This window comes from Anaerolinea thermophila, assembly GCF_020723905.1.
Classification (GTDB): domain Bacteria; phylum Chloroflexota; class Anaerolineae; order Anaerolineales; family Anaerolineaceae; genus Anaerolinea; species Anaerolinea thermophila_A.
Genome location: NZ_DYHZ01000001.1, coordinates 33,222 through 58,184 on the forward strand (window position 1 = coordinate 33,222; position 24,963 = coordinate 58,184).

Annotated in this window: 25 protein-coding genes; 18 read left to right on the forward strand and 7 right to left on the reverse strand. The window is 52.1% G+C overall.

The genetic code is table 11. The features are described from left to right. Position 1: 1 nt before the first annotated feature. From mrdA to LHF31_RS00160, 4 genes are read right to left on the reverse strand one after another with little or no spacing between them, the layout of a single operon-like run. Positions 2-2,104, reverse strand: coding sequence for a penicillin-binding protein 2 (gene mrdA / locus LHF31_RS00145; protein ID WP_303773063.1), 2,103 nt, complete (start codon positions 2,102-2,104; stop codon positions 2-4). After that, positions 2,101-2,601 carry a hypothetical protein gene (locus LHF31_RS00150; RefSeq protein ID WP_303773064.1) on the reverse strand — a complete coding sequence of 167 codons (501 nt, stop codon included), beginning with the start codon at positions 2,599-2,601 and terminating at the stop codon, positions 2,101-2,103. The genes mrdA and LHF31_RS00150 overlap by 4 nt, the downstream gene beginning before the upstream one ends. 6 nt (positions 2,602-2,607) lie before the next feature. Beyond that, the gene (gene mreC / locus LHF31_RS00155; RefSeq protein WP_303773065.1) at positions 2,608-3,456 is read right to left on the reverse strand and encodes a rod shape-determining protein MreC; all 849 of its coding nucleotides are present in this window, start codon (positions 3,454-3,456) and stop codon (positions 2,608-2,610) included. A 29-nt stretch (positions 3,457-3,485) separates the two neighbouring features. Then, entirely contained in the window at positions 3,486-4,550 is a 1,065-nt protein-coding gene (locus tag LHF31_RS00160; RefSeq protein ID WP_298007080.1) for a rod shape-determining protein, read from the reverse strand. A gap of 226 nt (positions 4,551-4,776) precedes the next feature. On the opposite strand from LHF31_RS00160, the gene LHF31_RS00165 reads away from it, so the two are divergent. The 10 genes from LHF31_RS00165 to modA all read left to right on the forward strand — a co-directional run bounded on the left by LHF31_RS00165 (position 4,777) and on the right by modA (position 15,808). Further along, positions 4,777-6,714, forward strand: coding sequence for a molybdopterin-dependent oxidoreductase (locus LHF31_RS00165; protein ID WP_303773067.1), 1,938 nt, complete (start codon positions 4,777-4,779; stop codon positions 6,712-6,714). 29 nt (positions 6,715-6,743) lie between these two features. Continuing rightward, entirely contained in the window at positions 6,744-7,286 is a 543-nt protein-coding gene (locus LHF31_RS00170) for an NADP oxidoreductase (protein WP_298008118.1), read from the forward strand. 13 nt (positions 7,287-7,299) lie between these two features. Further along, positions 7,300-8,727 carry a Ni/Fe hydrogenase subunit alpha gene (locus LHF31_RS00175; protein WP_303773071.1) on the forward strand — a complete coding sequence of 476 codons (1,428 nt, stop codon included), beginning with the start codon at positions 7,300-7,302 and terminating at the stop codon, positions 8,725-8,727. Positions 8,728-8,822: 95 nt separating this feature from the next. Beyond that, positions 8,823-9,332 (forward strand): hydrogenase maturation protease, encoded by a 510-nt coding sequence (locus LHF31_RS00180; protein ID WP_303773072.1) that lies wholly within the window; start codon positions 8,823-8,825, stop codon positions 9,330-9,332. Positions 9,333-9,406: 74 nt separating this feature from the next. Next, on the forward strand, positions 9,407-10,480 hold the full coding sequence (prfA, locus tag LHF31_RS00185) for a peptide chain release factor 1 (protein WP_303773074.1): 1,074 nt from the start codon (positions 9,407-9,409) through the stop codon (positions 10,478-10,480). Beyond that, positions 10,470-11,324, forward strand: a complete 855-nt coding sequence (gene prmC, locus LHF31_RS00190) for a peptide chain release factor N(5)-glutamine methyltransferase (RefSeq protein WP_303773076.1) — start codon at positions 10,470-10,472, stop codon at positions 11,322-11,324. The genes prfA and prmC overlap by 11 nt, the downstream gene beginning before the upstream one ends. A gap of 298 nt (positions 11,325-11,622) precedes the next feature. Then, positions 11,623-12,528: an ABC transporter ATP-binding protein gene (locus LHF31_RS00195; RefSeq protein WP_303773078.1), complete on the forward strand. Its 906-nt coding sequence runs from the start codon at positions 11,623-11,625 to the stop codon at positions 12,526-12,528. After that, positions 12,525-13,733, forward strand: a complete 1,209-nt coding sequence (locus LHF31_RS00200; protein ID WP_303773080.1) for an ABC transporter permease — start codon at positions 12,525-12,527, stop codon at positions 13,731-13,733. Before LHF31_RS00195 ends, LHF31_RS00200 begins: the two co-directional genes overlap by 4 nt. Before the next feature lie 10 nt (positions 13,734-13,743). Continuing rightward, a complete protein-coding gene (locus tag LHF31_RS00205) occupies positions 13,744-14,976 on the forward strand; it encodes an ABC transporter permease (RefSeq protein ID WP_303773082.1) in 1,233 nt (410 codons plus the stop codon). Positions 14,977-15,013: 37 nt separating this feature from the next. Beyond that, positions 15,014-15,808, forward strand: coding sequence for a molybdate ABC transporter substrate-binding protein (gene modA, locus LHF31_RS00210; protein ID WP_303773084.1), 795 nt, complete (start codon positions 15,014-15,016; stop codon positions 15,806-15,808). 9 nt (positions 15,809-15,817) lie between these two features. On the opposite strand, the gene LHF31_RS00215 is transcribed toward modA, so the two are convergent. Continuing rightward, a complete protein-coding gene (locus LHF31_RS00215; RefSeq protein ID WP_303773086.1) occupies positions 15,818-16,525 on the reverse strand; it encodes a hypothetical protein in 708 nt (235 codons plus the stop codon). A 159-nt stretch (positions 16,526-16,684) separates the two neighbouring features. On the opposite strand from LHF31_RS00215, the gene LHF31_RS00220 reads away from it, so the two are divergent. The 7 genes from LHF31_RS00220 to LHF31_RS00250 are packed head-to-tail and all read left to right on the forward strand — an operon-like array spanning position 16,685 to position 22,198. Beyond that, positions 16,685-17,569 (forward strand): DUF4129 domain-containing protein, encoded by an 885-nt coding sequence (locus LHF31_RS00220; RefSeq protein WP_303773087.1) that lies wholly within the window; start codon positions 16,685-16,687, stop codon positions 17,567-17,569. Beyond that, the gene (locus LHF31_RS00225; RefSeq protein WP_303773088.1) at positions 17,566-18,222 is read left to right on the forward strand and encodes a hypothetical protein; all 657 of its coding nucleotides are present in this window, start codon (positions 17,566-17,568) and stop codon (positions 18,220-18,222) included. Before LHF31_RS00220 ends, LHF31_RS00225 begins: the two co-directional genes overlap by 4 nt. After that, positions 18,222-19,184: a MoxR family ATPase gene (locus LHF31_RS00230; protein WP_298008094.1), complete on the forward strand. Its 963-nt coding sequence runs from the start codon at positions 18,222-18,224 to the stop codon at positions 19,182-19,184. Before LHF31_RS00225 ends, LHF31_RS00230 begins: the two co-directional genes overlap by 1 nt. Before the next feature lies 1 nt (position 19,185). Next, positions 19,186-20,475: a DUF58 domain-containing protein gene (locus LHF31_RS00235; protein WP_303773089.1), complete on the forward strand. Its 1,290-nt coding sequence runs from the start codon at positions 19,186-19,188 to the stop codon at positions 20,473-20,475. Next, positions 20,472-21,020, forward strand: a complete 549-nt coding sequence (locus LHF31_RS00240; RefSeq protein WP_303773091.1) for a hypothetical protein — start codon at positions 20,472-20,474, stop codon at positions 21,018-21,020. The genes LHF31_RS00235 and LHF31_RS00240 overlap by 4 nt, the downstream gene beginning before the upstream one ends. Positions 21,021-21,023: 3 nt before the next feature. After that, positions 21,024-21,857, forward strand: a complete 834-nt coding sequence (locus tag LHF31_RS00245; RefSeq protein WP_303773093.1) for a sugar phosphate isomerase/epimerase — start codon at positions 21,024-21,026, stop codon at positions 21,855-21,857. Between the two features lie 29 nt (positions 21,858-21,886). Beyond that, a complete protein-coding gene (locus LHF31_RS00250) occupies positions 21,887-22,198 on the forward strand; it encodes a hypothetical protein (protein ID WP_303773095.1) in 312 nt (103 codons plus the stop codon). A gap of 30 nt (positions 22,199-22,228) precedes the next feature. Here the strand turns inward: LHF31_RS00250 and LHF31_RS00255 are convergent, their stop codons facing one another. Both LHF31_RS00255 and LHF31_RS00260 read right to left on the reverse strand, forming a co-directional pair. Further along, positions 22,229-23,083, reverse strand: coding sequence for a CPBP family intramembrane glutamic endopeptidase (locus tag LHF31_RS00255; RefSeq protein WP_298008084.1), 855 nt, complete (start codon positions 23,081-23,083; stop codon positions 22,229-22,231). Positions 23,084-23,131: 48 nt separating this feature from the next. Then, positions 23,132-23,557 carry a DUF4870 domain-containing protein gene (locus LHF31_RS00260; protein ID WP_298008082.1) on the reverse strand — a complete coding sequence of 142 codons (426 nt, stop codon included), beginning with the start codon at positions 23,555-23,557 and terminating at the stop codon, positions 23,132-23,134. A 256-nt stretch (positions 23,558-23,813) separates the two neighbouring features. Between LHF31_RS00260 and coaE the strand changes: the two genes are divergently transcribed. Then, positions 23,814-24,959, forward strand: coding sequence for a dephospho-CoA kinase (coaE, locus tag LHF31_RS00265; protein WP_298008080.1), 1,146 nt, complete (start codon positions 23,814-23,816; stop codon positions 24,957-24,959). Positions 24,960-24,963 lie beyond the last annotated feature (4 nt).

The following is a 24,963-nucleotide window of genomic DNA, read 5'->3' on the forward strand; positions in this document are numbered from 1 at the left end:
ATTATTTCCCCGCATCAATGGACTTCAACTCAAAGTAGCCTTCCATCACTTTACGCACAATCGGTGCGGCTACGCTTGCACCTTCGCCACCATTATACACGAAAGCCACAACAGCAATTTCCGGGTCATCGTATGGAGCATAGCCAAAATACCAGGAATGTGTGGGCCAGTTCCCGCGGATACACAGCCCCTGCTGATTGGCAATGTTGTCGCAGTACTCAGCGGTGCCGGTTTTTCCGGCTGAGTTCTGCACCGGGCTGTCGGTAAAAACATTTTTGGCTGTTCCTTCGGTGACAACCAGGCGCATGGCTTCTTTCGCCAGCGAAACCACCCACGGCTGGACGGTTTTACGCTCGCCAGTCAGAAGATTGTTCTCATCGTATACCCGAATGACGGGATCCCTGGTGATATCCCACTTCAAACGTGGCTCAAAAGGTTTGACCACATTGCCTTCCGCGTCCAGCACGTCCCGAATCAACGTGGGTTGCATGTACTTTCCATCGTTGGCGAGGATGGCTGCAGAAACCAGCACCTGAAGCGGCGTTGCCAGCACATACCCCTGCCCCATGGAGGCGATGTAGGTATCACCCGTAGTCCAGGACTCACCCTGCGTACGGCGTTTCCAGTCCGGATCGGGGATCAAACCGTTGGCTTCGCCGGGTAATTCAATCCCAGTCAGGATGCCATACCCCAGCGCGCGGGAGTATTCGCCAAGACGCCAGATTCCCAAACCGGAAACACCGTCCGGAGCATACCCACCGCCGATTTTATAGAAATACACATCGCAGGAAAGCGCCACCCCACGCAACCAGTTAACATCGCCATGTCCATTCTGGTCATAACACACATAATCAAATGGCGTACCCGGAGAGTTAGGCAGAGCCTTCTGAATAATGGTGATTTTACCGGGGTCGTTCAGTTCCTGCTCTGGCGTGACCACCCCTTCATTCAGCGCGCCAACTGCCGTAGGTAATTTGAACACTGATCCTGGGGGATGCTCCGCAGAGATGGCATGATTGAAAAGTGGTTTGTTCGGGTCTGCCAGCAGTTGTCTGTAGTAATACTCCGGAATAAACCGCGCCATACGGTTATTCTCATAGGAAGGATAAGAAACCAGCGCCAGAATTTCCCCCGTCTTGGGATTCATGGCGATCACCACGCCGCTGGAGGAACGAATTTTATTTAAACGGCGGTTCCAGTAATCAATCGTGCCTACCAGGGCTTCCTGCGCCACGCTTTGCAGGCGAGTATCCAGCGTCAGGCGGATGGTGTTACCGGGAACAGGTTCAATGGGCGGCTCGAGATTGCGCAATTCTTTCCCGGCTCCATCAACTTCCACCACGCGTTTACCATTCCGCCCCGCCAGAATATCCTGCATGGTGGCTTCAATTCCGGCATACCCCACCTTATCCCGTCCGGAAACCAGACCTTTTTCCTCATAATATTCCTGCTGACCGGCAGGAACCGGTCCCAGAAAGCCCACTACCACTGCTGTCAAGGAACCGGTGGGATAATCACGGACGGGTTCTGTTTCAATGCCTACTCCGGGCAGATCAGCAGAGCGGGCGCGAATGATCATCGCCGTCTCCGCAGGCACATTGCAGGCAACCCGCATGGGCGAGTAAGGCGCGTTGGTATCGGCGATATAGACGATTTGAGCAATGCCCAGATCGGTCTGGCAGGGTGAGAAGGCTTTAACTGTTTGTTCGTTAATCACCCCCTGGCTGACCGGAATGCCCACCAGTTCGGATAACTTGCGGTACACTTCCTGAACCCGATCATCCAGCGCCGTGTTCAGCGCATCCGGATCGCCGCCGGCAGTGGGATCACCCGGCAGGTAGGCAGGGGTAATGGTTACATGATATGCCGGTACATTACGTGCCAGAATAAAGCCGTTGCGATCCATGATCAAACCCCGCTGGGTCGGGACGCTGATTTCTGTACGGCGGTTTTCATCGGCTCGGGCGGCAAAATCGGCGCCCTGAACGATCTGGTATTCGAACAGTTTATAAATGTAAAATCCCACAATCAAAATGACCAGCGCATACACCACCGCCAGTCGTGATCGCTCCAATCCTTCATGATGAATGGATGGGAAACTCATATTTCCACCTCTTCTGAAACCACAGAACGGCTCACATCTACCGTCAAAGCATATATCGGCAATGCCAGCACAAGATTGAGGAATACAGCCGGTAAAATCACCAGATTCAGGCTTTCCACGATGGAAATTGGCACCTCCTGGGCTTGCAGTGCCAGCATTTGCATGAACAGCATTCCCAGCGAGCCTGCAAGGGTAGTGAGGAGCATTGCCAGTACCGGTGTTTGCCAGACCTGACGCCGGAGAAAGCGCGCAAAGGCAACCACCCCAACATATCCTAGCACCGGAATAAACCAGGGAACGGCTGATACCAGGCCCATTAAAATTCCTGCCATCACTGCCCACTCATAAATGGTTGAAATCCGTTCCTGTAGAGCCAGCGCTGCCAGCACCAAAAGCACTACATCCGCCGTGCCATGGAGCAAGGGGATATTGCTGACCACTACGCTTTGAAAAATGGTCAGGAGAATGACAATGGGAAGTCCCAGCAGAATACCCATTTTTCCTCAAGGAACAGGAGAGACCGGTTGAAGCGGAGAAAGATCTACAGGTGCAAAATTGGTGATGACCAGTACTATTCGGATAGTCCGAAAATCCACAGCGGGTTGAATGAGCGCCGTTTGAAAGAGAGTGGTTTCCTGCTGTCGTAAAGCGGCAACCTGCCCTACCAGAATATTCTCCGGATAATTTCCACCCAAACCAGAGGTCAGGACAACATCCCCGACCTTCAGGCTGGCTTCCTGGGGAAGCATTTCCAGTGTCAGTTCACCAGTGAGTGAACCGCTGAGAATGGCTTCCACCTCACTGTTGGCAATTTTCACATTCACGGCGGCACCCGGATCGGTAATCAACTGCACACGGGCGCCGTTAGCAATGACCGCATCAATTCTGCCTACCAGTCCTTCGGCAGTAACTACCGGCATTCCACGGCGCAAGCCATCATCTGAGCCTTTGTCAATAAAGATGTATTGAAGGAACGGACTGGGGTCGCGTCCAATTACAGAGGCTCCCACAAACCGGTCTCCAGGGCGTGAACGGGCAAAATCCAACAACGCGCTGGTCGTTTGGGCTTTACGGAGTTCCTGTTGCAGTTCAATGACCTGACTGCGTAAGCGGGCATTTTCCTCTTCCAGCAAAGCCACCTGCTGACGCAACGCCGCCATCTCCTGCGGGGAACTGACCAGTTCGTAGAATGCCAGATAACGGGTCATTAACCAGCGTTGTGTTGCAATCCATGGGGCTGAAGCAAGGCGCACCATTGGATTGAGATAGCCCCCCAGTGCCAGGAAAAGCAACCCTGCCACAATCAAAAAGATGACGCCTGTGCGCCAGAATCGTTCCAGGAAACCCGTCATTCTAAAAAGAAGTCAATTTCTTCCCCGAATTATGCCCGGGCGCCGTTTCGTTCTACGGAAGCGAGATAATTACGATAACGATCGAGATTCTCCAATACGATGCCGGCTCCCCGAGCCACACAGGTCATCGGATCTTCCGCTACCCAAACGCGCAATCCCAGTTCTTCACTTAATCGTTCCGATAACCCCTGCAAAAGCGCTCCACCACCTGCCAGACACACACCGGTTTCGATTAAGTCTGCTACAATTTCAGGCGGTGCTTCGTCCAGTGCATCCTTAATGGTATCCACAATCACCTGTAAGGAACCTGAAATTGCCTCACGGATTTCTACCGAGGAAACTTCCAGAGATTCTGGCAAGCCGCTGATAAGATTACGCCCCCGAACGATCATGGTCTTTTCCTGCGGAAGGGGGTATGCTGAGCCAATCTGAATCTTCACCTGCTCCGCCATTCGCTCGCCGATGAACAGGTTGTACTTATTGCGAATGTACTGGATGATGTCCTGATCCAGTTCATCGCCAGCAACCCGCAACGAACGAGAGACTACAATCTCACCCATGGAGATGATGGCAACCTCGGTTGTGCCACCGCCAATATCCACAATCATGGTTCCACGTACTTCCGAGACAGGCAAGCCCGCGCCTAAAGCCGCCGCCCGGGGTTCTTCAACCAGATACACTTCCCGCGCCCCTGCCGCTGAAGCCGCGTCCATCACGGCACGGCGCTCCACTTCGGTAGCCCCCGAGGGGATACCAATCACCACGCGAGGACTGGGCGCAGGCACAATGGATTGCTGATGTGCCTTATCAATGAAGTACTGTAACATGGCGCGGGTGATTTCAAACTCCGAGATAACCCCATCTCGCAGAGGGCGTACAGCAATCACATTCGCGGGAGTCCGTCCAACCATTTCTTTGGCACGCAAACCCACCTCCAGTGGACGACGCGTTGGTTTTTCAATCGTCACCCATGAAGGTTCATTAATCACAATCCCTTTCCCGCGAACATGTACAAGTGTGTTCGCAGTCCCCAGATCAATGCCAATATCCAGGGAGAATAAACCTAAAAGCCACCGAAATGGATCAAACGCCAATGGTTTGTCGCTCCTGTTCTTTACCCAAAAATCTTAAAACACTCCTTGAATGAGGATTATACCATTATTCATCTCCATCTATTTTGTGGAGATTCTTGTTGCTTCGCAACCGCACTTATGATGAATGTCACTTGCCCTTTGACCATTCTAAAACTAGAATGGGATGGAAGGTATTATAAATCCACCACAGGAACAATCCTTTACATTCCCCGGGAGACATCTTTCTATGGTTACTTTGACAATTGATGGCAGAACTGTTGAGGTTCCTGAGGGCACAACGGTGCTACGCGCCGCAGAAAAGGCGGGAATTAAGATTCCTACCCTCTGTGACCACCCCCATTTACAACCCTTTGGCGGTTGTCGTGTTTGTGTTGTGGAAGTAGAAGGTTTGCGCACCCTGCAACCCTCCTGCACACTGCCGGTAAGCCAGAATATGGTGGTGCATACCAACACTCCCAAAGTGCTGGCTGCTCGCAAGTTCGTCCTTACACTTATCTTTAGCGATCGGAACCATTTCTGCCCTTACTGCCAGGTTTCTGGAGGTGATTGCGAACTTCAGAACACCGCACTGGAAATGGGCATGACCCACTGGGACTACCAACCGGCATGGAAGCCGTATCCAGTGGATGCCTCTCATCCCAATCTGGTCATTGATCACAATCGTTGTATCCTGTGCCGGCGTTGCGTACGCGCCTGCGGCGAACTGGTGGGTAATTATACGCTGGGCATTGAGGAACGCGGCGCCAACAGCATGTTGATTGCTGATACCGGCGTGCCATTTGGCGAAAGTACCTGCATCTCCTGCGGCACCTGCTCGCAGGTTTGCCCCACAGGCGCAATCATCGACCGGCGCAGCGCCTATCAAGGGCTGGAAAAAAAGACCGAAAGCACCCATACCGTTTGTGTGCAATGCTCAGTGGGATGTGGTGTGGAAGTGCTTACCCGCGATAACCGTCTTGTACGCATCCTGGGCGACTGGGATGCAACCGTCAACGGCGGTGTGATTTGCAAGATGGGACGCTTTGACCCGCTCGATGACACCCGCGAACGAGTCAAGACTCCACTGGTGCGCAAAGATGGCAAGTTGCAACCCGCTTCGTGGGATGAAGCCCTGGAAGTGATTGCCCGGGAAATCAAAGCCCATCAGGGCAAAGATATAGCCGGGCTGGTTTCTCCGCGACTACCCGCTGAAGCCCTTGCTGCCTTCCATTCCCTGTTCAAAGAGGGATTGCAGGCAGAGATGGTTGCCAGCATGGATGGCAGTGGCCTGGCTTCTCTGCTTGCCGCCGAAACGGGCATCCATGAAGATACGCTGGATGTGCTCCATCGCGCTGACTGTGTGGTCACGGTCGGGTTGGATCTGTACAGTGATCATCAGGTTTTGGGATTCTTCATCAAACGGCGGCTGAACACTTCTACAGCGCTTGTGGTTGTGGACAGCCATGAAAACCGATTTGCCGAGTACGCCCGCGTTGCCCTCAAACCCACGGTGGGAAAGGAAAGCGTTGCCCTGCAAGCCCTGGTGGCAGCCATTCGGGAAGGACACAACGGCGCTTCAGGCAATCTGAGCGAACTGGCAGGCAAAGCCGGAGTCGCTGAAACAGACATTGCTAAAGTCGCGGATATGATTCGCAAATCCGGAACCACCGTATTTGTGTACGGGCAGGGACTGGATGAAAACGCCGCCAAAGCCCTGCTGGAAGTCATCCAACAGGTGGGCGATAATGCCAAACTGGTCAGTGCCAAAGGCGCGGCAAACAGCCTCCTCGCCGGGCAACTGGGACTGTCTAAGCCCTTCAATCCTAAGGGACATCAAGCCGTATTGATTGCACTGGGCGATGACGAACCCTCCAATACCCTCATTCAACAGTTGGAAGGGGTTGAATTCCTTGCGGTGGCTGCCAGCCATGTATCCCGTTTGACGGCAATGGCGAATGTGGTGTTGCCTGTGGAAATGTGGGCAGAGCAGGAAGGCACCTACATCAATCTTGAGGGGCGCGTACAGAAGGCTAAAGCCGCATTGCAACCGACTGAATGGGTGCGCTCCAGCACCGATGCCCTGATGGAACTCGGAAAACTGCTCAAGGTACCCGTAAACACCGACTGGCAGACCGCATTCACATCCAAACCTTCTCCCGTCACTTTGATTGGAGAGCCTGCTTAATGGAATGTATTTGAAAGGAGTGATTGACCATGGCAAAACCTAAACTTGCTTCCGATTGGATGGCAGGATGCGCAGGATGTCACATGTCTTTACTGGATATTGACGAGCGCATTCTGCAAATTGCCGAACTGGTTGATATCCGCGCTACCCCCATTACCGATCTGAAAGAGCCTGATGAAAGCGGCGTGGATGTTGGGATTTTAGAAGGTGGCATCAACAATACTGCAAACGAGGAAGTTGCCCACAAAATGCGTAAACGCTGTAAATTACTGGTAGCCCTGGGCGACTGCGCTGTGTTTGGCGGCGTACCCGCTATGCGTAACTTCTTCAAAATGGAAGAGGTTCTGCGTCGGGCATATATTGAAACCGAAAGCACTGATGAAGAGGGTAAAATTCCCGATGATCCGGAACTCGCCAGAATGACCAGAGTGCGCGCTGTTCACGAAGTGGTACCCGTGGATGTGTTTGTCCCCGGTTGTCCGCCCGATCCGGATGTCATCTTCTATGTGCTCAGCGAACTGGCGCAAGGGCGCATTCCGGAATTAAAAGACGAAAAACTCCAGTGGCATTAGTGAGGAGGGAATAATGGTAGCGCAAAAAATTACCATTGAGCCGGTAACCCGCATTGAAGGACATGCCAAGGTGACCATTCACCTGGATGATACGGGAAAAGTCCAGCGGGCTTACATGCATGTAAATGAATTCCGCGGCTTTGAGAAATTCTGCGAAGGCAGAATGGTTTTTGAAATGCCGTATATCACCCCGCGCATCTGCGGAATCTGCCCGGTCAGCCACCATCTGGCGGCATCCAAAGCCGCAGATATTGTGCTGGGTTGCCCTCCTCCCCGCCCTGCCTCCCTGCTGAGGGAATTGATGCACATGGGGCAAATTGTCCAGAGTCACGGCATGCACTTCTTTGAACTGGCAGGACCTGACCTGCTGCTCGGTTTTGATGCCGATCCCGCCATTCGCAACGTGATTGGCGTGGCGCAGATGAATACGGAACTGGCTGTACGTGCGGTAAACCTGCGCAAGTGGGGTCAGTCCATCATCGCCATCCTGGGCGGCAAACGGGTGCACCCGAATTTCTCAGTACCGGGCGGTGTTAACAAAGCCCTCTCCCCCGCCGAACGGGATGAAATCCTGGCCGGACTGGACGAGTCCATCTCCACCATCCAGACAGGGATTCAAATCATTCGGGATTGGGCTGAAGCGAATATGGAAGACATCCGCAAGTTTGCAGTCTTCCCCACCGGCTACCTGGGCTTGATCACCCCCGAAAACGGACTGGAATTATACGATGGCGAAATCCGCCTTATCGGGCGAGATGGCGTGCAACTGGAGCGCTTCAGCGCTCAGAATTACCTCGACTACATCGCTGAACATGTCGAGTCCTGGTCTTACCTGAAGTTCCCGTATTACAAGAAACTGGGCTGGCCTAACGGGGTGTATCGCGTGGGACCGCTGGGACGCCTGAACATTGCTGAAAAAATTGATACTCCACTGGCAAACGAAGAACTGAAACGCTTTAAAGCCCTCAACCCCGGCAAACCGGTGGAAAATACGCTGTATTACCATTATGCGCGCATGATTGAATGCCTGTTTGCAGCAGAACGAGTGCGCTTCCTGCTGGATGACCCGGACATTCTCAGCACAGATATCCTCAACACCCGCAAAGAGGTAAGAGGTGAAGGCGTGGGCGTTATCGAAGCGCCGCGCGGCACCCTCCTGCACCATTACTGGACGGACCAAAACGGGCAAATCAAGAAAGTCAATCTTATTGTTTCTACGGGTCACAACAACTGGGCAATGAGCGAAGCCGTTGATTCGGTGGCAAAGACCTACATTACCGGTCCAAAGGTCACTGAAGGGATGCTCAACCGTGTTGAAGCGGCAATCCGCGCATACGACCCCTGCCTCTCCTGCTCCACCCATGCCGTCGGGCAAATGCCCATCGTCATGGATGTGGTGGATGCAGAAGGAAATCTGGTGCAAACCCTGCGCCGGGATTAGGATTAGGTTTCTCTCTTGTTGATGACATCCTTCCCTGCAAATACCGGCAGGGAAGGATGCTTTTTTAACCAGGGCATCGAGTATAATACTTCTCCGTGAAAACACTGGTACTGGGATACGGTAATATTGATCGGCAGGATGATGGCGTGGCATGGCACTTTCTGCGCGCGCTTGCAGAGCATTGGGGGTACGTTCTGCCGGAATATCCCGAAGAAAACCCTGTGTTGTCTACCCCCACCCTGGAAATGCACTTTTATCTTCAGTTGATGCCTGAAATGGCAGAGTGGATGGCAGATTTTTCCCGCATCGTCTTTGTGGATGCCCATACCGGCGTTGTCCCCGAAGAAATTCACCTGGAAGAAGTCCAGCCAGTCTTTCAGCCCTCCCCCCTCACCCATCACCTGACGCCGTCTGCATGCCTCTCCCTGACCCATGCCCTTTATGGTAAAAAGCCCAGGGCTGTGCTGCTTTCACTCCGGGGTTATATCTTTGGCTTTGACCGCTCGCTTTCTTCTCAAACCGCAGAACTTATTCCACAGGCACTTCAGGCACTGGAAACCTGGCTGAGGCAATCCTCACAGGAAAATCTTCTTTCAAAACCTTAAAGCGCCACGCTCATGCGGTCTGGTATAATATTCCCTCTGGGTGTATGACCTTAAAAGGATTATAACGAACGGTTATGCTGGAAAAACTGATTGCGATTGAAAACCGATACGAAGAGTTAAACCGCCTTCTGGAAGAAAACGCGGATGATTACCAGAAGGTTATTGAACTTTCCAAAGAGCGCGCCGACCTCGAACCAATCGTGGAAAAAGCACAGGAATATCGAACAGTGCTGAAACAAATTGAGGAAGCGCGCAGTTTACTGGAAAGTGGTGATGAGGAATTACGCGAACTTGCCGAAGCCGATCTGGAAACGCTCGTACCGCGGCAGGAAGCACTGGAAAAAGAGTTGAAGACAATGCTCATCCCCAAAGATCCCCGCGATGAGCGCAACGTGATTGTGGAAATCCGCGCGGGAACGGGCGGCGAGGAAGCTGCGCTGTTCGCGGGAGATTTGTTCCGCATGTACAGCCGTTACGCCGAAAAACGCGGCTGGAGCGTCGAAATCATCTCCCAGAACGAGACCGGTATCGGTGGATACAAAGAAATCATCTTCATGGTTAAAGGGAAAGGCGCTTATTCCAGATTAAAGTACGAATCGGGTGTGCATCGGGTGCAACGAATTCCTGTGACCGAGTCCTCCGGGCGCATTCACACATCCACCGCAACCGTTGCGGTTCTGGCAGAAGTGGATGAAGTGGATGTCCACATTCCCGAATCGGATATTGAAATTGAAGTGTACCGTTCTGCGGGCGCGGGCGGGCAAAACGTGCAGAAGAATTCCACCGCTGTACGCATTACCCATCTACCCACAGGTATCGTGGTTGCCTGTCAGGACGAGCGTTCGCAATTGCAAAATAAATTGCGCGCCCTGAGCATTTTGCGGGCAAAATTGTTCGAAATGGAAGAGCAAAAACGCCAGCAAGAACTGGACGCTACCCGCCGCTCGCAAGTGGGGACGGGCGAACGAGCGGAGAAAATCCGTACCTATAATTTCCCGCAGTCGCGTGTCACCGATCACCGCATTGGCATTTCCTCTTACAACCTGCCCGCTGTGCTGGATGGCGAAATTGACCTGTTCATTGACGAACTGTCCCTGCGCAGTGAGGCAGAACGTCTGGCTGCCGGCTCTGACGAGGATGAAGAATAGCCTGACCCTGGGGGAGTGGCTTCAGCAAGCCCGTGAGACTTTGCAAGCCCTATCCGATACCGCTAGCATCGAAGTACAGGTGCTGGCGGCACATGTTTTAAAGCACCCGCGCACCTGGATTATCACTCATCCGGAAAGGATTTTAACCGCTGAAGAGGAAAATGCGCTTTACGGGTTACTCTCTCAACTGATGAAAGGCGTACCTCTCCCCTACCTGACCGGCAGGCAGGAATTTTTTGGGCTGGAATTCGAGGTAACACCCGACGTCCTTATCCCCCGTCCAGAAACCGAATTACTGGTTGAAACTGCCATTGAATGGTTGAAGAGATTTCCATCGCGCCGCCGGGTCGCTGATGTGGGCACCGGCTCAGGCTGTATTGCCGTGTCCATTGCCCACACCCTGCCAGAAGTACAGGTGCTGGCAACAGACTGCTCTAGAGGCGCTTTGAAGGTGGCTCAATGGAACGCAGAAAAGCACCGGGTCACTTCTCAGATTCGCTGGGTGCAATGCAATTTGCTCACTGCGTGCGCCGGTCCTCTGGATCTGGTATGCGCTAACCTTCCATACATCCCCACACCTGCACTTGCCGAAACTCCACCAGCCCGTTTTGAGCCTGTTTCTGCACTGGACGGAGGATACACCGGCGTGGAAAAAATTGCCGCGCTCCTGCGAGATGCTCCGCGCTGGCTTGCTCCCGGGGGAGGTATTTTGCTGGAAATTCAATGGGATCAGGGCAGGCAGGTTACCGGAGTTGCCCGAGAAGTTTTCCCCACAGCGTCCATTCAAGTGTTACAGGATTTTGCCCATCTGGACCGGGTCGTTCAAATTCAAACCATCCTTTGAGCAGATACATTTCAGAGACTTCTTATCTAATTTTTAATCTTTTTTCAGGCACCCTTAACCTTTTTCCTGTATTTTTAAAGTGCATTCTCCTCTAGAATTCTCCTATGCGGGAATGAGTGGCAGCATTCTCACACAGGGGAATTCTATTTTTTTCACCTTCGCATTCAGAATCTGTCAAAAATTATTTCCCTGACCTTTATTTAGTCTGTTTATGGTTATAATTTTGTTTTGTGTTCTTCTGCACAAGGACACGAAGATTTCTACGCATCAGCACACTCTGAAAGAAGGTTTTTCACCAATGGCTACCATTCAGGTCCACGAAATAACCAAGCGATTTGGTCATCAAACTGCCGTCAATCAGGTGACTTTCAATGTAGAACCCGGAGAAATTTTCGGACTGCTCGGTCCCAATGGCGCCGGAAAAACCACCACCATCCGCATCATTCTGGATATCTTCAAACCCGATAGCGGCTCAGTAGAAGTGCTGGGCGGGAAAATGACCGAAGAAAAGAAAAACCGCATCGGCTACCTGCCAGAAGAACGCGGACTGTATCAGGACATCTCTCTGGAAATGTGCCTGAATTATCTGGTTCGTCTCAAGGGATTAAAACCTTCTCAGGCGGCGCAGCGGGTTGCCGACTTAATGAAGCAATTCGACCTTTATGAACACCGCAAGAAAAAGGTCAAGGAACTGAGCAAGGGCATGCAGCAAAAAGCCCAGATAATTGCTACCCTGGCGCATGAACCGGATTTGATCATTGTGGACGAGCCTTTCAGCGGACTGGATCCGGTCAACACGCAAATGGTGAAAGACCTGTTGCGCGAAGAACGTAATAAGGGAAGGACCATCATCATGTCCACCCATCAGATGCATCAGGTTGAAGAGTTGTGCGACCGGCTGGTATTGATTAATCACGGCAAGGTCATGCTGTATGGCAAGATCAATGAGATTCGTCGAAACTTTGCATCTCACAAGGTCGTGGTACATCCGCTTGGCGAACTTCCCGCATACCTGCCGGGTGTCCTTCAGGTCGAACAGGTCAACTCAGGATATCTGCTACATGTGGACACCGGAACAACCCCGCAAGAAATTTTGAAATCTCTGGTAGAGGCAAACATTCCGCTGGAAAAATTCGAAATTGCCATGCCCACGCTGGATGATATTTTCATTCAGGTGGTCACTGCTCAGGGAGAAGAAGCATGAGAAAAGCATGGATTGTCTTTCTCCACGAATACGTGCGTCATGTTAAAAACAAACGCTTTCTCTTTGGTTTACTCTCATTGCCTTTAGCCATCCTGTTGATGACAGGGGTAGCAATTGCCGCCGTTTTTCTCAGTTTCGATTTCCGTCCGGTTGGGGTGATTGACCGCTCAGGATTATTTCAGGACGCCCAATCATTTAAGGAGATGCCATTCAAGGAGATCTCATTTTTCTTGCAGGTTCTTCCCTATGACGATGAAGAAGCCGCCCGACGGGCACTGGATCAGGGCGACATTCAGGCATTTTTTATCATTGAACCTGATTATCTTACCACCGGGAAGGTACGCTCGATTTCTCAAACAGGCGTGGATTCGATAGTAACAGATGTTGTATCTCAATACCTGCTTACCCATCTGCTGAAAAACGAAAACCCTCTGGTAAAAACCCGCATCCTGGAAGGACCCCGCCTGGAGTTTGAAACCCTGGATGGAAAGGAACCCATAAACAACTCTTCGCTGTTTACGTCTGTCCTGATTTTTCTCTTTGGAATAATCTTTTTCTTTTCGATCAATATCACTGGCAACTATCTTCTGCAAGCCCTGGTGGACGAGAAGGAAAATCGCACCATCGAGATCCTCTTTACCTCACTTTCAACAGATCAGTTGATGATCGGCAAAATTTTTGGGAATTTAAGCGTCGGATTGACCCAAATCTTCTTCTGGTTTGCCATTCCTCTGGCGCTGGGGGTATTTGCCCTGCGAACACTTCCCCTGCCCAACACACTCAACCTAGATCTCTCCGCCATAAGGCTGATGATGTTGCTGGCAGTTCCGGCGTTTATCATGGTATCAGCATTGATGATGCTGGCCGGCGCTACCGCAACGGAAGCCCGCGAAGCCCAACAGGTTGTCGCTCTCTTCAGCATGCTCTTCTTCATCCCACTGTTTATTCTGGACATTCTGATAGAAAATCCTGACAGCCCGCTTTCCATTGGGTTTTCATTTTTCCCCTTTACAGCGCCGCTAATGCTTCCTTTGCGTTCTGTGGTAACCAGGATCCCCTTCTGGCAAATCGCCGTTTCCGAAGGGATTCTGGTGCTGTGTGCGGCAGGCGCTATCTGGCTGGCTAGCCGCGCTTTCCGACTGGGTATGTTGCGGTACGGGAAGAAAGTCACACTGATGGAAATTTTCCGTTCTCGGGTGTCATAAGGAAAGCCCTATGAACAAAACCTGGATCGTCTTGAGACACGAAATCAATACCCTTTTGCACAGCCGATCTTTTCTGCTCGGCGTGTTTTTGTTTCCAGCGTTGGGTTTTTTGATATTACTGGGCGTTGGAATACTCCAAAAAAACATGGAGATTTACACCTCACCTGAGGCGCTGTCAGGAGAAGCACAAAGCGACGTCAAAGGTCTGGTGGATTACAGTGGAATCATCCGTGAGATTCCCGCAGAATTGAAGGGTAGGATGCAACCCTTCAATGATGAGGAAAGTGGTTTACAGGCACTGGAAGCAGGCAAAATTACTGTTTTGTTTGTGGTCTCTGAGGATTACCTGAAAACCGGGAAAGTGAGAAGAATTTCTCCCCGCAGGAATCCTTTCTCCGGCGATTTCCGCGCTTATCCTGTGGACTGGCTGATTGAATACAATCTGTTCAAAGACCGCCCGGATTTGCTTCAACGCCTCGTTCAGCCCATGAATCTTGAGGAAGAAACCCTCTCCTCGAAGAAATCACGACGAGATCAAAATGAACTGCAGGCTTTTGCAATTCCATACGGAACCTCAATGATTTTTTACCTCCTCATTTTCTGGAATTCATCACTCATGTTGAGTAGCGTTAACACCGAAAAGAAAAATCGGGTCATTGAAATTCTGTTGACATCAATCACTCCCCATGAAATAATGGCTGGGAAAATGCTGGGACTGGGCATCATGGGACTTTTTCAAACCCTGATCTGGTTGACTGCCGCCCGTCTGGCGCTTTCCTTTGCAGGACGCTCCATCTCAATTCTTCAAGGGCTTCAGATTCCTCAAGAAATTCTTGTCTGGGGCATTGTGTACTTTCTGCTGGGTTATGCCGTTTTCTCCAGTATGATGGCGTCTATTGGCGCACTGGCGCCTAACCTGAGAGAAGCCTCTCAGGTCACCATTCTGGTTGCCCTCCCTTTATACATTCCATTCCTGTTTCTGAATGTCTTAATTTTCCGCCCGGATTCAATCGTCTCTGTGGCATTAAGTCTGTTCCCGCTCACCTCTCCGGTTGCCATGATAACACGTCTATCAGCAACCGCGGTACCATTCTGGCAGTTGACATTAGCGGCAATTTTGCAGGTGCTGACAGCATGGCTGGTCATCCGCATGGCTGCAGGGATGTTCAGGGCACAAAATTTGCTTTCCGGTCAAACCTTTAACCTGAAAGTGTTCATCAAAGCGCTGGCGGGAAAAGCCTGAGCGCATACAAACTCCTTTTTCAGGATCGAGGAATCCCATGCTGAAATCAAACCGCTTTTTCTCTGTCGCGTTAGTCTTGATTCTGATACTCTCTGCCTGCACGTCGCAAAGCACCCCGACATCCTCCAATACTTTGTCCATCATGGCAGCAACCTCGCTGAGCGAATGCATGAAATCTTTTGAGAAGCGATTCTCCAAAACGAACACCGATACTGCATTATCCTTCAGCTTTGCCCCCTCCCAACAACTGGCACAGCAGATTCTACAAGGCGCCAGCGCCGATCTATTTCTCAGCGCAGATGCCGAACCCGTGCAACAACTGGTGGAGAAAGGATTCATCCATCCAGATGAGCACGGGGAATTCATCGCCAACCGTCTGCTGGTGATAGCCCATTTGCACTCGCCGGTGGTTCGATTACTGGATTTAACAAAGCCAGGAGTCAAAATTCTCCTTGCGAGTCCGGAATCTCCCGCGGGAAAGTATACCCGGCAACTGCTGGATAAACTTGACAGGGAATTTGGAGAAAATTACAAAGAAAAAGTGCTGAAGAATGTGGTCTCTTATGAAAGCACTGTCCGCTCGGTGGTCACCAAAGTGGAATTAGGGGAAGCGGATGCAGGAATTGTTTACCAGAGCGATATTTACCCTTCCTACACAGACAAAGTGCGTCAAATCCTCATTCCCGATTCCATAAATATCACTGCCGCGTATCATTATGGCATCTTAAAAACAGGTTCCCGGCAGGGCGATGCCAGGAACTTCGTGGAACTTCTTTTATCTTCCGAGGGACAGGACCTGTTCCAGCAATGCGGCTTCCTGCCCATTCAGTAAAAGCAAGCCTTATCCTCTGAATTCGCCGGCAACCGGGCGGTCGGGGATTTTCAACCACGTTTCCAGTTGTTGCTCGAGGAACTGGGCAATTTCGGGAGAATCGAAATTGTCCAGCAGTTTTACATCTCTGCCATCCTGCAGGACAGCGTGAAGGGCATAACTCACAGAAGAGCCCTTGGAATTCTCAGTCACTTTTTTCTTGCAATACAACTGGCGAATTTCCGATACCGGCAGGGTTTTCTCCCCCAGCCAGGGAAGCGGCTCAAACCAGACCGCCAGTTCGTCACGGGTCAGTTCCACCACTGTGCGGTTGAAGAAGCCAGTGAGCACCGAATAAGTGAGCCCAACCCCAACTGCCACATGGGCAACGGGAAAACAAATTGCAATCCAGGGAGCTCCGGTGGTGAATGCCATACCGTACCAGAAAACCAGAAAAACATCCCACGCCAGCGCAAAGAAAGCCAGAGGGATATACTTGAGTGAAAACCAGCGGTGAATCATGCGCACCCGGTCTGGCAGGCGTTCGATTTTGACCGATTCAGGCGCTGCAACACGGGGACGAATTTTCCCAACAGTAGATTCGGGCTTCCCGATCAAGTTCTTAAGCAGATATTCGTTACCGCAGTACTGACACTGATACCGTTCTGGCTCCAGCAAAGAAGGCGCCATTTTTGCGCCGCAGGTTGGACAGTTCATCACAATCCATTCTTGTGCCATACACTCTCCTGCCTAAAGTATAAAACAAACGCGGAAGATGCCACTCTACAAAAATGTAAAAGAAAGGTCAAGATGTGATACCATAAAAATAGACCAAAATAAATCATACTTCCTCCGGGATGTGGCATTCATACGGAAAGACCTTAAGAGTGTATTCGAATGAACAGGCTGACTGCACGACAAACCCTACTGATCCTAACGGGCGCTCTCTTGCTCTTCTCCATCATACTCAGCGCCGGACTGACAGGATTAACGTTAAGCCCGGGGTTGATTTACGGAAATCAACGACTGAATCAAACAGAAGACCTCACCGGTAGCCTCCCCGACGCCACGCCACTGCTCGGTTTCTTTCAGGTCGTCCTGGGGCTGGCATTGACCCTGTTCCCTGTTTACCTCGTGTACATGCTCATCCACCCCCAGCGGCGCAAGAAATTGCTCCGCTACCTGGCAGTGTTTGCCCTGTTCCTATTCCTCTTTGAGCGACTGCGGCAAGCCATGAACAACCTGAATCCGGAAGGGTTTGGATTTGCAGGCGGGGAGTCCGGCGCATCGCAGGAAGCCTTGCCCATTCCACCGCTGGCAGATTTTGTAGCCAATCCGCCTTCCTGGCTTGTCAATTCCGTGGCAGTCTTCACGGTCATTTTTATCGCACTTACATTCTTCAGCGTGATCTGGTTGTATTTCCGCAGGCGGGAGAGAACCCGTTACCCGCTGGCTCAGGTGGAATTTGAAGCCTCCAGAGCACTCGAAAACCTGCAATCGGGCGCTGATTTGCGCGAAACCATCATTGAATGCTATCGGAGAATGGTCAAAGTCGTTGCTGAAAGCCGCGGAGTGCAACGGGCAAATGCGGTTACGCCTCATGAATTCATTCAAACTCTTGTCCAGCAAGGATTACCCGAACAACCCGTCTACCGTTTGACCCAACTCTTTGAAGATGCGCGCTACGGTCACTTTTCCAGCACGCCCCGCCAGCAAATGGAAGCCACCGGATGCCTGGAAGAAATTGTTGCGGCGTGTCAACGTACGGAGCAAACCACATGAATCTACCTCGCAAAACGTTCTGGCTGTGGCTGATGCTCTCCGTTGGGGTTGCCGTATTGCTGACGGTAATTTTCCGTCAGCAAATCCGTGCATACCTTGTCGAACCTCTTTCCTATGTGATCTGGTATGCGCAACTCATCATCCATACTGTACCGCAACCGCTGTTCTGGGCGGTCATGATTCTGGGAGGAATGTACCTGATTGGAAAGGCAGTTCTGGAAGGTTTACCTTCTTCAGAACAATTATCCGAACCCCGGGATGGTGTTGCCAGTATGTCCCGGTATCGTTACTGGTTATGGTATTTTGGCGCTTTTTCCAGAAACCGTTTTGCCAGTGAAAACCTGGCACGGCATCTGGCGCATCTGGTCATAGAAATTGTCGGGTATCAGGAACATCTCACCAGCGAGGAAGTGGAAAAGAAAATCCGTGAGGGAACGCTGAATCTGCCGGAGGAAGTACTTACATTTCTGCGCACCCGCCGCCTCACAGCGCCCGAACATCCCACAAACACCCCCAAAGTCTGGATTGAACGCCTGCGTGCCCGGCTTTTCCAGCCTCCCGGAACCATTTCCTCTTCCAATCAGGAAGAAACCATTTATCGCCTGAAAGAGGTGGTCACTTTTATCGAAGAAAGAATTGGAGGATCAAATTGATGTCTGTTCATCCACCCGTCCACGAAGTTGCCAGTTTATCCAAAGCCATCCTCGATGAGGTCAGCAAAGCCATTGTCGGAAAACAGGACGTGCTGGAAAAAATCCTGACCACCTTTCTGGCAGGCGGGCATGTTTTGCTGGAAGACTACCCCGGACTGGCAAAAACCCTGATTGCCAATTCGTTTGCCCAGGTACTGGGTATGACCTTCAAACGCATCCAGTTCACCCCCGATTTGCTTCCGGGAGACATCACCGGAGGATACGTGTATAACCGCGCCAGCAACACCTTTGTGCTCCGCCAGGGTCCGGTTTTCGCCCACATCGTCCTTGCCGATGAAATCAACCGCGCTTCGCCGCGTACACAAGCCGCACTGCTGGAAGCCATGCAGGAATATCAGGTTACACTGGAAGGCGAAACCATGAAACTGCCCGAACCGTTTCTGGTGGTAGCCACTCAAAATCCTATTGAGTACGAAGGCACTTTTCCGCTTCCCGAAGCGCAGTTAGACCGCTTTTTGATTAAACTCTCGGTGGGATACCCCAGCCCGGAAGAAGAACAGGAAATCCTGCGCCGCCGCCGTGACAGACGGCAGGATGCCATTACCCTTCAGCCGGTCACCAACGCAGAGGGATTCCTGCACATGCGCCAGATTATTGAAGAAGTTTACGTGGACCCGGACCTGGAAAAATACATTGTGGATCTGGTGCACCGCACCCGTGTGCACCGGCAGGTTGCCGTAGGTGCCAGCCCGCGTGGAGCCCTGGCACTTCTAAAACTGGGAAGAGCCTTCGCCGCCATCAAGGGTAGAGCCTATGTTCTCCCGGATGACATCAAATCTTTTGCCCGGGTTGCTTTACAACATCGCATCATCCTGCAACCGGATTTGTGGACCACCCCTCAAGCCGTCGAGCGTATTCTGGGAGAGATTCTCAACAGCGTACCCGTTCCCGTTGTGGACTGAGATGAACAGCAGAACAGCCTTCCTGTTGCTTCTGATTTTTGGTTTTCTCATCACCGGGTTGATCAGCCTGAATGGTGCAGTCATTGCCCTGGCCATTCCTCTCCTGGTGTATCTGGGCATCGCCTTGTGGTACAGCCCCACACCACCGGATCTGGTGGCTTTCCGCACGCTTCCTCTGGAAACAGTGTTTCCCGATACGCCGGTCGAGGTAAACATCTTCCTGAAAAACAATGGCGGTGATCTACCAGAAGTTCTCATTGAAGACAACGTCCCCGAAGGGCTGACCGTGCTGGATGGCGAGACCTCCCGGTTTCTGCCTCTTCCTGCTGGCGAGGAAATTCAGTTGTCTTACGTTGTGAAAGGTGGGAGAGGAGATTACCGGTTTACCACTCTTCAGGTCAGTTACCGTGAAGGGGCAGGGTTGTTTGAAGGCAAAATTGCTGTGCAGGCATCCCATCGTTTGATGGTACGTCCGCGTCCCCGCCCTTTGCGCTCCATACCCATTCGTCCGCCGCAAACGCGCGGCTTTGCCGGTCCAATTCCCTCCCGTCAGGGCGGCGTGGGAGTTGATTTCTTCCTGGTTCGCGAATACCAACCCGGAGACCCCATGCGGCGGATTAACTGGAAGGTAACTGCGCGGGAAGAGCAAAATTTATTCACCAATCTCTTCGAACAACAGCGGGTTGCTGACGTCGGTATCATTCTGGATGCACGTGAGCAAAGTTATGGAGGGTCGAACGACCATCTCCTTTTCGAATATGCAGTTGATGCCGCCGCATCCATAGCAGATGCCTTCTTAAGAGACGGCAACCGGGTGGGGATGCTGGTGTACGGGGCAGGGATTGACACCGCCTTCCCCGGTGCGGGAAAAATCCAGCATCAACGCATCCTTCAGGTACTGGCAAGAGCACATCTGGGTAGCAACTACGCACTCGAATCGCTTTCCTATCTGCCTACGCGGTTCTTCCCCCCGCACTCTCAAGTGGTGCTTATCAGCCCTCTCCAACCTCATGACACGGAGATTCTCATCACACTGAGAGCACACGGATATCAGGTGCTGGTTCTCAGTCCCGACCTGATTCGATTCGACGCCGGACAGGTAGCACCGAACTCTCCCGAAGAACTGGCTCTGCGCATTGCTCTCGCTGAACGCAAGTTCGCTTTACAAAAACTCCGTAGGGCGGGCATCCAGGTACTGGATTGGGACGTTACGCTACCCCTGGAGCAGGTGGTGCGTCAAGCCATCCCCTTGCGCCCTCACCTGAGACGTGGAATGGGAATGCCGGTATGAAAGCGCATCACATGCTAACCGCCACCATCATCCTCACGACCCTGTTTCCTGTATGGGGTTTTGTCACACAGGGCATGTACACTGCTGCTGGAATCAACCTAGCACTTGGGTTCCTGTGGCTGGTGCTGAAGTGGAAAACCATATACTGGGCAACCCCTGTTCTCTTTTTGATTGTTTGTATGGAAAATGCCCTGCTCCCCTTCTTTCAAATCTCGCCATTTCTGGCATTGCTCTCCGTGGTATGCGGGCTGGCAAGTTGGGATCTGCATGCATTTGCCAGACGTATGAGCGCTCTGAAAGACCCCGATTTGATCGCCCGCTTTGAACGCCATCACCTGATGCGGTTGGGCCTAACCCTGTTTGGCGGCTTGGTGCTGGGTGCTGCGGGACTAACTATCCACTTTCGTCTGGGATTTTTCGTTGCCTTTTTGCTGGGTATTGCCGCCCTGCTTGCATTCTGGTATCTGATTGTGCAAATCGCCCCTGCGCCTCAACGCCCACCGAGAACTACCTCTTTTCCCAGAGAAAACCAGGAGGAGGAATGACCTATGCGTCTGGGAGGTCCGTTATTTCAATCCTATCATTCCCCTGAAGAATGGGTGGCTGTGGTTCAAAAATACGGGTATCGCGCCGTGTACTGTCCGGTGGATGTAAACACCTCTCTGGAGACGATCCGACAGTACGAAATTGCCGCTCAACGGGCTGATCTGATTATTGCCGAGGTAGGCGCCTGGAGTAATCCGCTCAGCCCCGATGAACAGGAACGCCAGAAAGCCCTCACCCTTTGCAAACAAGCCCTGGCGCTGGCAGATGAAATTGGCGCTCTCTGCGCAGTTAACATTTCCGGTTCCCGCGGGGATAAATGGGACGGTCCAGATCCGCGTAACCTCACCGCAGAAACATTTGATATGATTGTTCAGACCGTGCGCGACATTCTCGACAGCGTGAAGCCCCGCCGGGCATATTACACCCTGGAGCCCATGCCGTGGATGTACCCTGACTCAGTAGACCACTACCTTGACCTCATCCGCGCCATAAACCGCCCTATGTTTGGGGTGCACCTGGACCCCGTTAACCTCATCAACAGCCCCCAGCGATACTTTGAAAATGCCCGCCTGATCAAGGATTGTTTCGAGCGCCTCGGTCCATGGATCAAATCCTGCCATGCTAAAGACATCCTTCTGCGCCCCCATCTCACCACCCATCTGGACGAAGTGCGTCCGGGTCTGGGTGGACTGGATTATCGCACCTTTTTACGAGAAGCCCATCGTTTACCTCAAGATGTCCCGTTGATGCTGGAGCACATGACCGAAGAGAACGATTATTTGCTTGCGGCGCAGTACATTCGGCAGATTGCCTCAGAGGAAGGGTTATCCCTGTAGTCGAAACGATTATGGGTGGAGTGTTGCTTATGGAAGAAGAATACCGGTTGCAACTGCGTCTGGAACAGGCAAAAGAAGTGGTGCGCAGGCTGGAACGCATTTCTGCCGATTCCTGCTGGGCACACCAATCCAGTGGGGTGCGGGGCTCATTGTGGCGCACGATTGAACGGTTGGAAAAAGCCCGCCTTGGAAAAGCCTCCTTTCGCCCGGACGACCTGATCCATCTGGAAAATCTTCTTAATGAAGCCCACGCCATGCTGGTCGCCGCCGCCCGTGAGATTCCTGACCCGCAGGTAAACAATCACCCTTCAGGGCAGGAAACCCCGCCACGTGAAGGGTGATTTTAAACTCCCGGTCAGGTAACAAATCGGTTACTGCACCGCAGACGCTGACTGAACTTCGGAACGCTTCCGCCAGAAGATCAGCACCAATACCACCCCTACCAGAGCCAGTCCAATACCAAATTCATCAATTAAATACGGGCTGAGCGTGGATTGCCCGGTCAGAGGCGTAAACACACCCTGAATGAAAACATTGTGGCTGGCATGGAAAATCACCGCCCCCCAGAAACTCCCCGATTTGAGGCGCATCCAGGCAAGTACAAAACTGATGCCAAGCACCATGAGGGTGAAGCAAATCAATCCCAGCCAGCGCGGTGCGGCTGAATTATGGTATTCAGAGAAGAGAATCAGGGGGTAATGCCACACCGCCCAGATTCCCCCGCTAATCAACGCAGTTGCAGGAAAAGAGGTGAGGCGTGCCAGTTCCGGGACCAGTAAACCACGCCAGCCGATTTCTTCGCCCAGCGCGGCAAAAACAGAACCCAGCATCCCCAGAGTACCCATCATCAGGACATAATTTACAAGGAAACCGGAAGTGGATACCGGCATACCGGTCTGTGCTGCCATTTCCTGCGCCATCGCTTCGCCTTTAAAGGGTGCTGCGCCGCTCAACCAGACGATACCGTATACAATCAATCCATACAGGACCGGCAATCCATACCCCAGCAACAGGAATCGCAGGGGCTTCAGGCTCCATCCCAATCCGCGGATATTCTTCTGAAAAACCATCTGCGTGAGCAATGCAGCAATGCCCGGACACCACATCAAACCAATTGTCCAGCCCTCCAGGTTTCCCGAAACGAAAATGAGCGCATAGAACACACTGCTCAACACGACTGTGAGGACAAGAAAGAGGATGATTTTCTTCTTCGGCAAAGTCATCATAGAGATATCTTCCTCCAGTAATTCGGGTAGATTTCAGCAAAGAAAGCCCTACCCTTCCAGCGTGCCACGTACCCAGTCTCCAATTAACCAGTAACGGAAATCACGCCCCTGGCTGGTCTCAACCGCCCCGACAATACCATATACAGGCACAGCCAGAGGGACCAGTGTAAAGGCGCAGGCAAAGGGGATGAGACACAAGCCCACCAGAATGGCGCTCAACGCCCCAACAATGCCCCAGATGACCCCAACCAGTGCACCAAAACCAACCCATGCCACCAGTTGCAATACCAGCGACTGAAGCGCATGGTAAGCCACGTACCGCGAGCGGTCTTTGTAAGACAGGTAAATCACCAGCGCAACCACCGGGCCCAGCAATCCGGTGAAGAGGTTAATCAGAACGCTTAAATGCGCCAGCATTGCCCAGGTGCGCTCTTCGCTGGTTGTGGGGAAAACAACGTTTGTTTGTTCTGTCATGGTAAACCTCCCGATTATTCTATGAAAGTTTACGCATTTTCCGGTAAGAAGTTGCAAAATTCAAACGATTCAGGAAGAATTGGATATACAATCGAATCAACCCGGGATGGAATTGAGGTTATGAAACTTCATCCACGGATGGGCTTTGACCTCTCAGATATGGTTCCAGGCAGGTTGATTTGACATTCCAGGGAGGCAAGGCTAAAATCAAAAAGCACTGGAGATACTTTCCAAGCATTCCCCATCGGAGGACCGCGTGAGCAGTTGGCCCGGCAAATATGTGATTGGACTTACCGGAAATATTGGCACCGGCAAAAGCGTCGTCCGGCGCATGCTGGAACATCTGGGAGCCTACGGCATTGATGCCGACGCGCTGGCACATCGTGCCATCGCCAAAGGAGCACCGGGGTATCAACCGGTCATTGATCACTTTGGACGCTGGATTTTGACCCCTGAAGGGGAAATTGACCGAGCCAAACTGGCGCGCGTCGTCTTTGCAGATAGCGAAGCCCTGACCCGCCTGGAAAACATCATTCATCCGCTGGTGCGGCAGGGAATTGAGTGGCTGGTACAGCGATCTTCTCAAAAAGTCATCGTCATTGAAGCCATTAAACTCCTCGAAGCAGGTCTCCACAAAATGTGTGACAGTGTATGGGTGACTTATACCCCTCCAGAAATCCAACTGGCGCGGTTGATGCAGTACCGCAAAATGAGCGAAGCCGAAGCCCGTCAGCGCATTGCTGCCCAGCCACCTCAGGAGCAAAAAATCGGCGCTGCCACCGTAGTCATCCGAAACGACGGCACATTTGAGGAAACCTGGAAACAGGTCATGGCAGCATGGAAGCGGCTGGTACCACAAACCCTCGAAGCCGCACAGGAAGTACGCACCCAACCACGCCGCGCTGTTCCTCAGGGGGAAATCACTGTATCTCGCGGAAAGCCAAAAGATTCCGAAGAAATTGCCGGTCTGATCAACCGCCTGCGGAAACCTGCCAGACCTCTCACAAGGGAAGACGTGATGGCGGCGTTTGGTGAAAAAGCATTCCTGATTCTGCGCGTGGGTAATCAGCCCGGCGGTTTGCTGGGCTGGCAGGTGGAAAATCTGGTTGCCCGGACGGTAGATATCCTTCTGGATACATCTCTTCCTGCCGCCGAAGTCTTACCCCCTCTCATTGAAGAAATGGAGCGATCTTCCCGCAACCTGCAATGCGAAGCCTCGCTTATCTTTGCGCCACCGGAACTGGCTTCAGAGGCTTTGTGGAAACCATTGGGTTATGAAAAGCGAACCCCTCAGACCTTAGGCGTTTCGGCATGGCAGGAAGCCGCTGTAGAATCCCTGCGACCGGGGACAACCCTGTTCTTCAAACAACTGCGTGCAGACCGTGTTCTTCGTCCGATTTAAAAAA

What these genes read in the sequence shown, in the direction of transcription:
- mrdA (WP_303773063.1), bottom strand. Translation starts at nt 2,104, where the DNA reads ATGAGTTTCCCATCCATTCATCATGAAGGATTGGAGCGATCACGACTG.
- LHF31_RS00150 (WP_303773064.1), bottom strand. Translation starts at nt 2,601, where the DNA reads ATGGGTATTCTGCTGGGACTTCCCATTGTCATTCTCCTGACCATTTTT.
- mreC (WP_303773065.1), bottom strand. Translation starts at nt 3,456, where the DNA reads ATGACGGGTTTCCTGGAACGATTCTGGCGCACAGGCGTCATCTTTTTG.
- LHF31_RS00165 (WP_303773067.1), top strand. Translation starts at nt 4,777, where the DNA reads ATGGTTACTTTGACAATTGATGGCAGAACTGTTGAGGTTCCTGAGGGC.
- LHF31_RS00170 (WP_298008118.1), top strand. Translation starts at nt 6,744, where the DNA reads ATGGCAAAACCTAAACTTGCTTCCGATTGGATGGCAGGATGCGCAGGA.
- LHF31_RS00175 (WP_303773071.1), top strand. Translation starts at nt 7,300, where the DNA reads ATGGTAGCGCAAAAAATTACCATTGAGCCGGTAACCCGCATTGAAGGA.
- prfA (WP_303773074.1), top strand. Translation starts at nt 9,407, where the DNA reads ATGCTGGAAAAACTGATTGCGATTGAAAACCGATACGAAGAGTTAAAC.
- prmC (WP_303773076.1), top strand. Translation starts at nt 10,470, where the DNA reads ATGAAGAATAGCCTGACCCTGGGGGAGTGGCTTCAGCAAGCCCGTGAG.
- LHF31_RS00195 (WP_303773078.1), top strand. Translation starts at nt 11,623, where the DNA reads ATGGCTACCATTCAGGTCCACGAAATAACCAAGCGATTTGGTCATCAA.
- LHF31_RS00200 (WP_303773080.1), top strand. Translation starts at nt 12,525, where the DNA reads ATGAGAAAAGCATGGATTGTCTTTCTCCACGAATACGTGCGTCATGTT.
- LHF31_RS00205 (WP_303773082.1), top strand. Translation starts at nt 13,744, where the DNA reads ATGAACAAAACCTGGATCGTCTTGAGACACGAAATCAATACCCTTTTG.
- modA (WP_303773084.1), top strand. Translation starts at nt 15,014, where the DNA reads ATGCTGAAATCAAACCGCTTTTTCTCTGTCGCGTTAGTCTTGATTCTG.
- LHF31_RS00215 (WP_303773086.1), bottom strand. Translation starts at nt 16,525, where the DNA reads ATGGCACAAGAATGGATTGTGATGAACTGTCCAACCTGCGGCGCAAAA.
- LHF31_RS00220 (WP_303773087.1), top strand. Translation starts at nt 16,685, where the DNA reads ATGAACAGGCTGACTGCACGACAAACCCTACTGATCCTAACGGGCGCT.
- LHF31_RS00225 (WP_303773088.1), top strand. Translation starts at nt 17,566, where the DNA reads ATGAATCTACCTCGCAAAACGTTCTGGCTGTGGCTGATGCTCTCCGTT.
- LHF31_RS00230 (WP_298008094.1), top strand. Translation starts at nt 18,222, where the DNA reads ATGTCTGTTCATCCACCCGTCCACGAAGTTGCCAGTTTATCCAAAGCC.
- LHF31_RS00235 (WP_303773089.1), top strand. Translation starts at nt 19,186, where the DNA reads ATGAACAGCAGAACAGCCTTCCTGTTGCTTCTGATTTTTGGTTTTCTC.
- LHF31_RS00240 (WP_303773091.1), top strand. Translation starts at nt 20,472, where the DNA reads ATGAAAGCGCATCACATGCTAACCGCCACCATCATCCTCACGACCCTG.
- LHF31_RS00245 (WP_303773093.1), top strand. Translation starts at nt 21,024, where the DNA reads ATGCGTCTGGGAGGTCCGTTATTTCAATCCTATCATTCCCCTGAAGAA.
- LHF31_RS00250 (WP_303773095.1), top strand. Translation starts at nt 21,887, where the DNA reads ATGGAAGAAGAATACCGGTTGCAACTGCGTCTGGAACAGGCAAAAGAA.
- LHF31_RS00255 (WP_298008084.1), bottom strand. Translation starts at nt 23,083, where the DNA reads ATGATGACTTTGCCGAAGAAGAAAATCATCCTCTTTCTTGTCCTCACA.
- LHF31_RS00260 (WP_298008082.1), bottom strand. Translation starts at nt 23,557, where the DNA reads ATGACAGAACAAACAAACGTTGTTTTCCCCACAACCAGCGAAGAGCGC.